Source organism: Arthrobacter wenxiniae, from assembly GCF_013376105.1.
In the GTDB taxonomy this organism is placed as follows: domain Bacteria; phylum Actinomycetota; class Actinomycetes; order Actinomycetales; family Micrococcaceae; genus Specibacter; species Specibacter wenxiniae.
The window spans coordinates 1-13,820 of the sequence record NZ_JAAMFM010000040.1; the positions used below are offsets into that span (position 1 = coordinate 1).

7 protein-coding genes are annotated in these 13,820 nt (G+C 64.6%); 5 read left to right on the top strand and 2 right to left on the bottom strand.

The features are described 5' to 3' along the window. Nucleotides 1-560: 560 nt before the first annotated feature. Together G6034_RS17940 and G6034_RS17945 are read right to left on the bottom strand one after the other, a co-directional pair. Nucleotides 561-1,055: an aminoacyl-tRNA deacylase gene (locus tag G6034_RS17940; protein WP_343038153.1), complete on the bottom strand. Its 495-nt coding sequence runs from the start codon at nt 1,053-1,055 to the stop codon at nt 561-563. Further along, on the bottom strand, nt 1,052-2,275 hold the full coding sequence (locus tag G6034_RS17945) for an acetyl-CoA C-acetyltransferase (protein ID WP_176636475.1): 1,224 nt from the start codon (nt 2,273-2,275) through the stop codon (nt 1,052-1,054). Before G6034_RS17945 ends, G6034_RS17940 begins: the two co-directional genes overlap by 4 nt. A gap of 424 nt (nt 2,276-2,699) precedes the next feature. On the opposite strand from G6034_RS17945, the gene rpoB reads away from it, so the two are divergent. The 5 genes from rpoB (at nt 2,700) to fusA (ending at nt 13,722) form a co-directional block, all read left to right on the top strand. Further along, entirely contained in the window at nt 2,700-6,218 is a 3,519-nt protein-coding gene (rpoB, locus tag G6034_RS17950) for a DNA-directed RNA polymerase subunit beta (protein ID WP_176636476.1), read from the top strand. Between the two features lie 105 nt (nt 6,219-6,323). Next, on the top strand, nt 6,324-10,226 hold the full coding sequence (locus G6034_RS17955; protein ID WP_176636477.1) for a DNA-directed RNA polymerase subunit beta': 3,903 nt from the start codon (nt 6,324-6,326) through the stop codon (nt 10,224-10,226). A gap of 452 nt (nt 10,227-10,678) precedes the next feature. Next, nucleotides 10,679-11,053 carry a 30S ribosomal protein S12 gene (rpsL, locus tag G6034_RS17960; RefSeq protein WP_038464715.1) on the top strand — a complete coding sequence of 125 codons (375 nt, stop codon included), beginning with the start codon at nt 10,679-10,681 and terminating at the stop codon, nt 11,051-11,053. A gap of 1 nt (nt 11,054) precedes the next feature. After that, the gene (rpsG, locus tag G6034_RS17965) at nt 11,055-11,525 is read left to right on the top strand and encodes a 30S ribosomal protein S7 (RefSeq protein ID WP_062007566.1); all 471 of its coding nucleotides are present in this window, start codon (nt 11,055-11,057) and stop codon (nt 11,523-11,525) included. 82 nt (nt 11,526-11,607) lie between these two features. Next, nucleotides 11,608-13,722 carry an elongation factor G gene (fusA, locus tag G6034_RS17970; RefSeq protein ID WP_176636478.1) on the top strand — a complete coding sequence of 705 codons (2,115 nt, stop codon included), beginning with the start codon at nt 11,608-11,610 and terminating at the stop codon, nt 13,720-13,722. Nucleotides 13,723-13,820 lie beyond the last annotated feature (98 nt).

A 13,820-nucleotide genomic window follows, 5' to 3' on the forward strand; every position in this document is an offset into this window, starting at 1 on the left:
CTCAACGACCTAGCGAACCGCCGTATGCGAGGCCCGCACGTACGGTGGTGTGAGAGGAGGGGCGGGAAACCCGCCCCTCCTACTCGATCCCGGGAGCAACCGACGCTCCCGCAGGAGTGGGGGTGTTTGGGCCGACGCTCCCGCAGGAGTGGGGGTGTTTGGGCCGACGCTCCCGCAGGAGTGGGGGTGTTTGGGCCGACGCTCCCGCAGGAGTGGGGGTGTTTGGGCCGACGCTCCCGCAGGAGCTCGAGATCAGGCGGCAATCGGGGCACGATTGCGTGAACCTTTGTCAGCCGAAATACCGGCCGATGTCCGCACCGCTCGGTTGTGAAAACCTTCCTGCGGACCTGGTCGCCGCCGTGGAACTCACGCCGGTGACCGACCATCTCGGGGACGAGCGCGTCCGCGTCGGGAAGGCAGGCTGGACCGTCGTGGAGGACGTGGCACTACAGGTGTGGGGACTGCGCGATTTCCGGTTGCTCGACCGGGCGGATGTTACTGGTGGATCACGCAAGCGGCACCGTGGCCGCAGAAGGCCCCGGAGCCGCGGGCCGCCGCCGCTACTCCGGGACGGAAATGTCCGCCACGGTGGCGTCGAGGGCGGATATGAGGGCGTCCGCCTCAACGAACATGCTGTAGCCGTGTTCGCCGGCACCCAGGGCCACGCGGCGCCCGGCTACGGTTTCGTCCACAAACACGGGCCACGGCGTCGTGCTTCCCAAGGGCGTGATGGTGCCGCGCTCATAGCCGGTTGCGGCCAGGGCGGCGTCGGGCTTGGGCAATTGGAGCTTGTTCACGCCGACCGCGGAGCGCAGCTTGGGCCAGGAGATGGACCGGCCCCCCGGGACCAGGGCGAACAGGAAGGTGCCGTCGCTGCGCTTGACCACCAGGGACTTCACGATGTCCGACGGTTCCACCCCAATCAGCGCGGCTGCCTCGGCCAGCGACCCGGCGGCCGGGCGGGGGATGATTTCCACCGCCAGACCCCGGGCGGCCGCGTCGGCAGCCACCCGGGAACGGCCGGTCGCCTCCCCATCCGGGTCCGTCGGGCTCACTCGGCGTTCCGGTACAGCAGCAGCGCCTCGCCCTGCCCCCCGCCGCCGCACAGCGCCACGGCGGCCCGGCCGGATCCGCGCCGGTCCAGTTCAAGGGCGGCATGCAGGGCCAGCCGCGCCCCGGAGGTGCCGATGGGGTGGCCCAGGGCGATGGCCCCGCCGTGAATGTTGCACTTTGCCAGCGGGTAGTCCAGGTCCTGCAGCGACTGGACGGCCACGGACCCGAAGGCCTCGTTGATCTCGATGAAGTCCAGTTCCTCGCTGCTCCACCCGGCCTTCTTCAGCGCGCTCTGGATGGCATGCGAGGGCTGCGAATGCAGCGAGTTGTCCGGTCCGGCCACCTGGCCCGGCGCGCCGACCGCCGCCAGCCAGCGCAGGCCGTGGGCCTCCGCGTAGGACCGGCTGGTCAGTACCATGGCGGCTGCGCCGTCGGACAAGGGGGACGAGTTGCCGGCCGTGATGGCGCCATCGGCGGAGAACGCCGGGCGCAGCGGGGCGAGGGACTCTAGCGTGGTCTGGGGACGGATGCCCTCGTCGCGGTTGAGGACCAGGGGGTCGCCCTTGCGCTGGGGCACGGTGACCGGGACGATCTCGCCGTCGAAGATGCCTGCCTCCTGCGCGGCTGCGGCCCTTTGGTGCGAAGCGGCGGCCACCTCGTCCTGGGCCGCGCGGCTGATGTTCAGCCGGATGTTGCCGCGTTCCGTGGACAGGCCCATGGACTCGCCGTCGAAGGCGTCGGTCAAGCCGTCGTGGGCTGCCACGTCCAGGGCCTGGACGGCGCCGTAACTCCAGCCCTGACGTGATCCCGGCAGGACATGGGGAGCCTGCGTCATCGACTCCTGGCCACCGGCCACCACCACGTCAGCGTCGCCGCTGCGGATTATCCGGGCGGCGTCGATCACTGCCGTCAGGCCGGAAAGGCACACCTTGTTGATGGTCACGGCCGGCACGTTCCAGCCGATGCCGGCGCCCACGGAGCTTTGGCGGGCCGGGTTTTGGCCGGCGCCCGCCTGCAGCACGTGGCCCATGATGACATGGTCCACGTCCGCCGCCGCGACGCCGGAGCGCTCCAGCGCGGCGGCGATGGCCTTGGCACCAAGCTCGACGGCGGTGAACCCCGCCAGCTGCCCGTTCAGCCGTCCCTGCGGGGTGCGTGCCCCGGCCAGGATCACCACTTCCACTGAGTTCTTCCCGTTTGACGCATTGTCTTGTGCTGTCATGGCAGCCGCTCCTTACACATTTGTCCGCGCGGGTCACCCTTGACCTGCGCCGGGCCTCTAATTGAATCTAACAGCTTGGGCGGGCCGGAAATTTCCGTTACGGCGTCCTCCCGGGGGACGCCGGCATTCGCGGGTGTGAGGTGCGGAACATCCATACTTGCGCATTTGGGCACCGTGCGCTAGACACGCGGGCCATATGCCTGTAGTGTAGTTCTTTGCGTATCCCTCTTTACCTTCAGCCTTCATATAGCGGTGGGCTTTGCTTCGGACTTGGGTTGGAACCGCACACGTCTTGGGAAGATTCAACTCCCATGGCGGGTGTTTTTGCAACTTCCGTTCAGCGTTCGTCTTGGTTTGATGACCAATCGACGAATCGGGTGAGGGTTCACATGAACAAGCCTGCAGGTCTGTGGAAGGATCCCTCTTGGTCGCCTCGAGCACCTCTAAAGTAAATAACGCTGCAACCGCTATCGATTCAAACAGCACTGACGGTGCAAAGAGTCGCCTCTCATTCGCCAAGATTCACGAGCCCCTTGACGTGCCCAATCTGCTCGCACTCCAGACCGAGAGCTTTGACTGGCTCGTCGGCAACGAGCGCTGGCAGGGCCGCATGGAAACGGCCGTGAATGCCGGGGATGACAGCGTGGCCGTCACGTCCGGGCTGTCTGACATCTTCGAAGAGATCTCCCCGATTGAGGACTTCCAGGGCACCATGTCCCTGTCCTTCACGGAACCGGAGTTCGCCGACCCCAAGTTCACCGTTGACGAGTGCAAGGACCGCGACGCCACGTACGCCGCTCCGCTGTACGTCAAGGCTGAATTCATGAACAACCTCACGGGTGAAATCAAGCAACAGACCGTGTTCATGGGCGATTTCCCGCTCATGACCAACAAGGGCACGTTTGTCATCAACGGCACCGAGCGTGTGGTTGTCTCCCAGCTGGTCCGTTCCCCGGGCGCGTACTTTGAGCGCACCGCGGACAAGACCAGCGACAAGGAAATCTTCACCGCCAAGATCATTCCCTCCCGCGGCGCCTGGTTCGAGCTGGAAATTGACAAGCGCGACCAGGTCGGCGTGCGCCTTGACCGAAAGCGCAAGCAGTCCGTCACCGTGCTGCTGAAGGCCCTGGGCTGGACCGAAGGCCAGATCCTGGAGGAGTTCGGCGAGTTCGACTCCATCCGCGCCACGCTGGAAAAGGATGCCACGACGGGCCGCGAGGACGCGCTGCTGGACATCTATCGCAAGCTGCGCCCGGGCGAGCCGCCCACCGTTGACGCCGCCGACGCGCTGCTGCACAACCTGTATTTCAACGCCAAGCGCTACGACCTCGCCAAGGTTGGCCGCTACAAGATCAACCGCAAGCTGGGCATTGACCTGCCGCTGAGCAGCCCGGAAGCCTCCGTGCTGAGCGTGGACGACATCGTCGCCATGATCAAGTACCTGGTGACCCTGCACGCCGGCGGCAAGACCACCAAGGGCAAGCGCGACGGCGCCGAGGTTGACCTCCGCGTGGACGTGGACGACATCGACCACTTCGGCAACCGCCGCATCCGCGCGGTCGGCGAGCTCATCGAGAACCAGGTCCGCACGGGCCTGTCCCGCATGGAGCGCGTTGTGCGCGAGCGCATGACCACCCAGGACGTCGAGGCCATCACGCCGCAGACGCTGATCAACATCCGCCCGGTGGTTGCCGCGATCAAGGAGTTCTTCGGAACCTCCCAGCTCTCGCAGTTCATGGACCAGAACAACCCGCTGGCCGGCCTGACGCACAAGCGCCGTCTCTCCGCGCTGGGCCCGGGCGGCTTGTCCCGCGACCGTGCCGGCATGGAAGTCCGTGACGTCCACCCGTCCCACTACGGGCGCATGTGCCCCATTGAAACCCCTGAAGGCCCGAACATTGGCCTGATCGGGTCCCTGGCCTCCTACGGCCGCATCAACCCGTTCGGCTTCATTGAGACCCCGTACCGCCGGGTCAAGGACGGCGTCGTCTCCGACGAGGTCGACTACCTGACGGCCGACGACGAGGTTGACGTTGTCATCGCCCAGGCCAACGCGCCGCTCGATGACGACAACCACTTCACCGAGGAATCCGTGCTGGTCCGCCAGCGCGGCGGTGGCGGCGAGCCCGTCCTGATCCCGGCCGACGAGGTCGAGTACATGGACGTCTCCCCGCGCCAGATGGTGTCCGTGGCCACGGCCCTGATCCCCTTCCTGGAGCACGACGACGCCAACCGCGCCTTGATGGGTGCGAACATGCAGCGCCAGGCCGTGCCGCTGGTCCAGTCCGAGGCCCCGTTTGTGGGCACCGGCATGGAGCGCGCCACGGCTGTTGACGCCGGCGACGTGGTCATCGCCAAGAAGGCCGGCGTGGTCTCCGAGGTCTCCGCCGACATCGTCGTCATGCTGAACGACGACGGCACGGAAACCAACTACCCGATCGCCAAGTACCAGCGTTCCAACCAGGGCACCGCCTACAACCAGCGTGTCCTCGCCTCCGAGGGCCAGCGCCTGGAGGTCGGCGGCATCATCGCCGACGGTCCGGCAACGGACATGGGCGAACTCGCCCTGGGCAAGAACCTCCTGGTGGCCTTCATGTCCTGGGAAGGACACAACTACGAGGATGCCATCATCCTCTCCCAGCGCATCGTTGCCGAAGACGTGCTCTCCTCGATCCACATCGAAGAGCACGAGATCGACGCCCGCGACACCAAGCTCGGTGCCGAGGAAATCACCCGGGACATCCCGAACGTTTCCGAGGAAATCCTGGCCGGCCTGGACGAGCGCGGCATCATCCACATCGGTGCAGAGGTAGAGGCCGGCGACATCCTGGTTGGCAAGGTCACCCCCAAGGGTGAAACCGAGCTGACCCCGGAGGAACGCCTGCTCCGTGCCATCTTCGGCGAGAAGAGCCGCGAGGTCCGCGACACCTCATTGAAGGTTCCCCACGGCGAGTCGGGCACCGTCATCGGCGTCCGGGTCTTTGACCGCGACTCCGACGACGACCTGCCCCCCGGCGTGAACCAGCTGGTCCGCGTGTACGTGGCCAACAAGCGCAAGATCACCGATGGTGACAAGCTTGCCGGCCGCCACGGCAACAAGGGTGTCATCTCCAAGATCCTGCCGATCGAGGACATGCCGTTCCTGGCCGACGGAACCCCCGTCGACATCGTCCTGAACCCGCTGGGTGTTCCGGGACGCATGAACGTGGGCCAGGTGCTTGAAACGCACCTCGGCTGGGTTGCCAAGACCGGCTGGAAGATTGAAGGCGAGCCGGAATGGGTGCAGAAGCTCCCGAACCTGCCGCGTGAAATCGGCCAGACCAAGGTTGCGACCCCCGTGTTCGACGGTGCCCGTGAAGAGGAAATCACCGGCCTGCTCGACTCCACGAACGTGACCCGCGACGGCGACCGCCTGATCGACTCCTCCGGCAAGACCCGCCTGTTTGACGGCCGCTCCGGCGAGCCCTTCCCGGACCCGGTGTCCGTGGGCTACATGTACATCCTCAAGCTCCACCACCTGGTGGATGACAAGATCCATGCCCGCTCCACCGGCCCGTACTCCATGATCACCCAGCAGCCCCTGGGCGGTAAGGCCCAGTTCGGCGGCCAGCGCTTCGGTGAGATGGAAGTGTGGGCCCTGGAGGCCTACGGTGCGGCTTACACGCTGCAGGAACTGCTCACGATCAAGTCCGACGACATTCACGGCCGCGTGAAGGTTTACGAGGCGATCGTCAAGGGCGAGAACATTCCGGAGCCGGGCATCCCCGAGTCCTTCAAGGTTCTCATCAAGGAAATGCAGTCGCTGTGCCTGAACGTGGAAGTCCTTTCCACCGACGGAACCACGATTGAGATGCGTGACTCGGATGAAGAAGTCTTCCGGGCCGCGGAGGAGCTGGGCATCGACCTGTCACGGGCCGAGCCGAACTCTGTCGAAGAAGTCTAGTAGGAGAGGACGGCGGCACCCAGCCGTGCCGCCGTCGCACCTCTCGCTTCCTCCCGTACCCGCCTAGACATTCAGACTTAGAGAATTAGAGAGAACAGGACCCCTATGTCCAGCGAATCCTCCTTCGGCCTCATGCAGATCGGCCTGGCCACCGCGACTGATATTCGCGACTGGTCCCACGGCGAAGTCAAGAAGCCGGAAACCATCAATTACCGCACGCTCAAGCCCGAGAAGGACGGCCTCTTCTGCGAGAAGATCTTCGGCCCGTCCCGCGACTGGGAATGCTACTGCGGCAAGTACAAGCGCGTCCGCTTCAAGGGCATCATCTGCGAGCGGTGTGGCGTTGAGGTCACCCGTGCCAAGGTGCGCCGCGAGCGGATGGGCCACATCGAGCTCGCCGCCCCCGTCACCCACATCTGGTACTTCAAGGGCGTTCCGTCGCGCCTGGGCTACCTGCTGGACCTGGCGCCGAAGGACCTTGAAAAGGTCATCTACTTCGCCGCCTACATGATCACGAGCGTGGACGACGACGCCCGCCACGCCGAGCTGCCGAACCTCCAGACCGAACACGATCTGGAGAAGAAGCGCATGGTTGACACGCGCGACTCCGACATCGCCACGATCGCCCGCGACCTCGAAAACGAGATTGCGCGCCTCGAGGGCGAGGGTGCCAAGGCAGCCGACAAGAAGAAGGCCCGCGACTCCGCGGACCGCCAGATGGCCAATGTGCGCAAGCGCGCGGATGCGGACATCGACCGCCTCGAGCAGGTGTGGGACCGCTTCAAGGGCCTGAAGGTTGCCGACCTCGAAGGCGACGAGGCCCTGTACCGCGAACTGCGCGACCGCTATGGCATGTTCTTCGAGGGCTCCATGGGCGCCGAGGCGATCAAGAAGCGCCTTGAGAACTTTGACATGGCCGGTGAGGCGGAGATCCTGCGCGACATCATCCAGAACGGCAAGGGCCAGCGCAAGACGCGGGCCCTGAAGCGCCTGAAGGTTGTCAACGCGTTCCTGACCACCAACAACAGCCCGCTGGGCATGGTGCTGGACGCCGTCCCGGTGATCCCGCCGGAACTGCGCCCCATGGTCCAGCTCGACGGTGGCCGTTTCGCCACCTCGGACCTGAACGACCTCTACCGCCGCGTGATCAACCGCAACAACCGCCTCAAGCGGCTGCTTGACCTGGGTGCCCCGGAGATCATCGTCAACAACGAGAAGCGCATGCTGCAGGAAGCCGTTGACTCCCTGTTTGACAACGGCCGCCGCGGCCGCCCGGTCACCGGGCCGGGCAACCGCCCGCTGAAGTCGCTCTCCGACATGCTCAAGGGCAAGCAGGGGCGCTTCCGCCAGAACCTCCTGGGCAAGCGCGTGGACTACTCCGGCCGTTCAGTGATCGTTGTCGGCCCGCAGCTGAAGCTGCACCAGTGCGGCCTGCCCAAGCAGATGGCCCTGGAACTCTTCAAGCCGTTCGTGATGAAGCGCCTGGTCGACCTCAACCACGCGCAGAACATCAAGAGCGCCAAGCGCATGGTGGAGCGTTTCCGTCCCCAGGTGTGGGATGTTCTCGAAGAGATCATCACCGAGCACCCGGTGCTGCTGAACCGCGCACCAACCCTGCACCGCCTGGGCATCCAGGCGTTCGAGCCCCAGCTTGTTGAAGGCAAGGCCATCCAGCTTCACCCGCTGGTTTGTGGCGCCTTCAACGCCGACTTCGACGGCGACCAGATGGCAGTGCACCTGCCGCTGAGCCCCGAAGCGCAGGCCGAGGCCCGCATCCTGATGCTCTCCAGCAACAACATCCTGAAGCCTTCGGACGGCCGCCCGGTCACCCTGCCGTCGCAGGACATGATCATCGGCCTGTACCACCTGACCACCAAGCGCATCGGCGCCGTGGGCGAGGGCCGGATCTTCTCCACCCCGGCCGAGGCCGTCATGGCGCACGACGCCGGCGAGCTGCACCTTAACTCGCAGGTCAAGATCCGCCTGGACAACTTTGTGCCGTATGCGGGCTGGGAAGCCCCCGAGGGCTGGGAAGTTGGCCAGCCGGCCATCGTGGCGACGTCGCTCGGACAGGTCATCTTCAACGAGACCCTGCCCGCCGACTACCCGTGGGTGGAAAAGGTTGCCGACAAGGGCCAGCTGTCCGAGATCGTCAACGACCTTGCGGAGCGCTACCCCAAGGTTGTTGTGGCGGCGACGCTGGACAACCTGAAGGATGCCGGCTTCTACTGGGCCACCCGCTCGGGCATCACCGTTGCCATCTCGGACATCGAGGTGCCCAAGGCCAAGCCGGCCATCCTGGAAGGCTACGAGGTCAAGGCCGCCAAGGTCCAGGCCCAGTTCGACAAGGGCCTGATCGCCGACGACGAGCGCCGCCAGGAGCTCATCGACATCTGGAACCAGGCCACGAACGAGATCGCCGACGCGATGCGGGCCTCCCTGTCCGCGTCCAACACGATCAACCGCATGGTGTCCTCCGGTGCCCGTGGTAACTGGATGCAGGTCCGCCAGATTGCGGGCATCCGCGGCCTGGTGGCCAACCCGAAGGGTGAAATCATTCCCCGCCCGATCAAGTCCTCCTACCGTGAGGGCCTGTCGGTCTTGGAATACTTCATCGCCACGCACGGTGCCCGCAAGGGCCTGGCCGACACGGCCCTCCGTACGGCAAACTCGGGCTACCTGACGCGCCGCCTGGTGGACGTCTCGCAGGATGTCATTGTTCGGGAAGACGACTGTGGCACCGAGCGCGGGCTGACCCTGCCCATCGCGGTGGTCACCGAAACCGGCGAAATCAAGCTGCACGAGGAAGTCGAGAACAGCGTCTACGCGCGCACCTTGGCCGCCGACGTGGTGGATTCCTCCGGCGCCGTGCTGGCAACTGCCGGCGATGACGTCGGCGACGTCCTCATTGCCAAGCTGTTCGCAGCGGGCATCGAGGAGATCAAGGTCCGCTCCGTGCTGACCTGCGAGTCCACGGTGGGCACCTGCGCCCTTTGCTACGGCCGTTCCCTGGCTACCGGCAAGACCGTTGACATTGGTGAGGCCGTGGGCATCATTGCCGCACAGTCCATCGGTGAGCCCGGCACGCAGCTGACCATGCGTACCTTCCACACCGGTGGTGCCGTTTCGGCCGGCCGCGGCGAGGACATCACCCAGGGCCTGCCCCGCATCCAGGAGCTGTTCGAGGCCCGCACCCCCAAGGGTGTGGCCCCGATCGCGGAAGCTGCCGGACGCATCAACATTGATGAGTCCGAACGCACCATGCGCCTGATCCTGACCCCGGACGACGGAACCGAAGAGATCGCCTACCCGGTCCTGCGCCGCGCACGCCTGCTGGTTGCGGACGGCGAGCACGTGGTGGTTGGGCAGAAGCTGATCGTCGGTGCCGTCGACCCCAAGCAGGTCCTGCGCATCCTCGGCCCGCGTGCCGCCCAGAAGCACCTCGTGGAGGAAGTCCAGGGCGTGTACCGCAGCCAGGGCGTGGGCATCCACGACAAGCACGTGGAGGTCATTGTGCGCCAGATGCTCCGCCGCGTGACGGTCATCGAGTCCGGCGACTCCAACCTGCTGCCCGGCGAGCTCGCCGAGCGCGGCCGCTTCGAGACGGAAAACCGTCGCGTGGTGTCCGAGGGCAAGAAGCCGGCGTCGGGCCGTAACGAGCTCATGGGCATCACCAAGGCCTCGCTCGCCACCGAGTCCTGGCTCTCCGCCGCTTCCTTCCAGGAAACCACCCGCGTCCTGACGCAGGCGGCCATGGAAGGCAAGTCGGACCCGCTGCTGGGCCTGAAGGAGAACGTCATCATCGGCAAGCTGATCCCGGCCGGTACGGGTCTGCCGCGCTACACCAACGTCACGGTGGAGCCGACCGAAGAGGCCAAGGCCAACCTGTTCACCGGTCCGAGCGCGTTCAGCGACTTTGACTACGTGGGCGGCGTGGGCGATCTTGGCGCCGAGTTCCGGGCCATCCCCCTGGATGACTACGACCTGGGCACCAACTTCAGCGGCTGACACGACCAGCTGTTGATGCGGGCGGTGGGCCACCTTTGAAAGGTGACCCACCGCCGTCGTGCCTTAACAAACAGCATGCCTACCTGGCGTAAGCCCCGGACATCCCGAGGCCCGCGGGAAGCAGCTCGCGGCCACCTTGAGGCACCCTCCGACGGATGCGGGCGTCGATTGGGAGCCCCGGTCCCCGCCATGCTAGAGTGGGTGTTAATTGTTAGTGTGGCAGTGGATAAGAGCGCCCGTTTTGCGGGAATTCCAGTTTCTCGGGAATTCCAGGGGAAACGGTTCGCGGGTCCGGGTTGTACGGTTCTTGTACAGCGAATGCCACATTTTTGCATGCCTAGGCGCTGTGAAGTCGCCGAGTCTGCGACTACCAGTAAACGGCTCATCCCTGGCGCACGCCGGCAGGGGGAGCGACACGAGAGCATCTCGAGAAAACAACGGAGAACACGAAAGTGCCTACGATTAACCAGCTGGTCCGCAAGGGCCGGACACCCAAGGTCACCAAGACCAAGGCTCCCGCACTGAAGGGCAGCCCCATGCGACGCGGCGTTTGCACCCGCGTCTACACCACCACCCCGAAGAAGCCGAACTCGGCCCTGCGCAAGGTTGCCCGTGTCCGCCTCAACGGCGGCGTGGAAGTCACCGCCTACATTCCCGGCGTGGGCCACAACCTGCAGGAGCACTCCATCGTGCTCGTGCGCGGAGGCCGTGTGAAGGACCTTCCCGGTGTTCGCTACAAGATCGTCCGCGGCGCGTTGGATACCCAGGGCGTCAAGAACCGCAAGCAGGCCCGCAGCCGCTACGGTGCAAAGATGGAGAAGAAGTAATATGCCTCGCAAGGGTCCGGCCCCCAAGCGGCCGCTAGTTGTAGATCCCGTATACGGTTCCCCCCTGGTCACGCAGCTGATCAACAAGGTTCTGGTCGACGGCAAGAAGTCCACCGCGGAGCGCATCGTTTACGGTGCCCTCGAGGGTGTCCGTGAGAAGACGGGCAGCGACCCCGTTGCCGCCCTGAAGAAGGCCATGGAGAACATCAAGCCGAGCCTTGAGGTGAAGTCCCGCCGCGTTGGTGGCGCCACCTACCAGGTTCCGGTTGAGGTCAAGCCCGGGCGTCAGACCGCCCTTGCCCTGCGCTGGCTGGTCGGCTACTCGAAAGCCCGCCGCGAAAAGACCATGACCGAGCGCCTGCGCAACGAGGTTCTGGATGCCTCGAACGGCCTTGGTGCCGCTGTCAAGCGTCGCGAAGATACCCACAAGATGGCCGAGTCCAACAAGGCATTCGCCCATTACCGCTGGTAACTAGAGCCGTGAGGGCGGTTCCCGGCGCCCGAGGCGCCGCAGGGAACCGTCCGCAAGCTCATCTCTAGAAAAGGGAGAAACCGTGGCACAGGACGTGCTTACCGACCTTAACAAGGTCCGCAACATCGGCATCATGGCCCACATTGACGCCGGCAAGACCACTACTACTGAGCGCATCCTCTTCTACACGGGTGTGAACCACAAGCTCGGCGAAACGCACGACGGTGCCTCGACGACCGACTGGATGGAACAGGAGAAGGAACGCGGCATCACCATCACCTCCGCCGCGGTGACCTGCTTCTGGAACAACAACCAGATCAACATCATTGACACCCCCGGCCACGTTGACTTCACGGTTGAGGTTGAGCGCTCCCTGCGTGTGCTCGACGGCGCCGTCGCCGTCTTTGACGGCAAGGAGGGCGTGGAGCCGCAATCCGAGACTGTCTGGCGCCAGGCCGACAAGTACAACGTTCCGCGCATCTGCTTCGTCAACAAGATGGACAAACTGGGCGCCGACTTCTACTTCACCGTCGACACCATCATCAACCGCCTCGGCGCCAAGCCGCTGGTCATGCAGCTGCCGATCGGCGTCGAGAGCGAATTCACCGGCGTCGTGGACCTGTTGACCATGAAGGCCTTGGTCTGGGCTGGCGACTCCAAGGGTGACGTCACCATGGGTGCCGCCTACGAGATCCAGGAGATCCCCGCGGATCTGCAGGAAAAGGCTGAAGAGTACCGTGCAGCCCTCGTCGAGGCCGCTGCCGAGTCTTCCGAAGAGCTCATGGAGAAGTACCTCGAGGGCGAAGAGCCTTCCATCGAGGAGCTGAAGGCCGGCATTCGCAAGCTGACCGTAAATTCGGAGATCTACCCCGTCTTCTGCGGTTCTGCCTTCAAGAACCGCGGCGTGCAGCCCATGCTCGACGCCGTCATCGACTACCTGCCCAACCCGCTGGACGTCGGTGCCATGGTGGGCCACGATCCCAAGGACGAGTCCGTGGAGATCAAGCGCGAGCCGAGCGAGACGGAACCGTTCTCGGCGCTGGCCTTCAAGATCGCCACGCACCCGTTCTTCGGTCAGTTGAACTTCATTCGCGTGTATTCCGGCCGGGCAACCAACGGAACGCAGCTGCTGAACTCGACCAAGCAGAAGAAGGAACGCATCGGCAAGCTGTTCCAGATGCATGCCAACAAGGAAATGCCGGTGGACGAGATCCACGCGGGCCACATCTACGCCGTGATCGGCCTCAAGGACACCACCACCGGTGACACCTTGTGCGACCCTGCACACCCGATCGTCCTTGAGTCGATGACCTTCCCCGAGCCCGTGATCTTCGTTGCCATTGAGCCGAAGACCAAGGGCGACCAGGAGAAGCTGTCCACGGCCATCCAGAAACTCTCCGCTGAGGACCCGACGTTCACCGTCAACCTCAACGAAGACACCGGCCAGACTGAAATTGGCGGCATGGGCGAGCTCCACCTGGACATCCTGGTGGACCGCATGCGCCGCGAGTTCAACGTCGAAGCCAACGTTGGCAAGCCTCAGGTTGCGTACCGCGAAACCATCAAGCGCGCCGTCCCCAAGTACGACTACACGCACAAGAAGCAGACCGGTGGTTCAGGTCAGTTCGCCAAGATCCAGATCGGCATTGAGCCGTTGGATACCGCCGAAGGTGCCATGTACGAGTTCTCCAACAAGGTCACCGGTGGCCGTGTTCCCCGTGAATACATCCCCAGCGTTGACCAGGGCATCCAGTCCGCCATGCCTGACGGCGTGCTGGCCGGCTACCCGATGGTTGGCATCAAGGCCACGCTGCTCGACGGTGCGTCCCACGATGTTGACTCATCCGAAATGGCCTTCAAGATCGCCGGTCGCATGGCGTTCAAGGAAGCCGCCCGGATGGCCAACCCGGTCCTGCTCGAACCGCTGATGGAAGTTGAAGTCCGCACCCCTGAGGAATACATGGGTGAAGTCATCGGTGACATCAACTCCCGCCGCGGCCAGATGCAGTCCATGGAGGACGCCAGCGGCGTCAAGGTCATTCGTGCCCTTGTGCCCCTGTCCGGCATGTTCGGCTACATTGGCGACCTGCGTTCCAAGACCCAGGGCCGCGCCGTGTACTCGATGAAGTTTGACAGCTACTCTGAGGTCCCGAGGGCAGTTGCCGACGAGATCATCCAGAAGGCCCGCGGCGAATAACCGCACTTTTGCCTGGGTCCGTCCGGCACTGAATGCGGATACGGACCTGGGCCAAGCAGTAATTTCTTAAATATCAAAAGCCCCCAGTAGACTTGCTA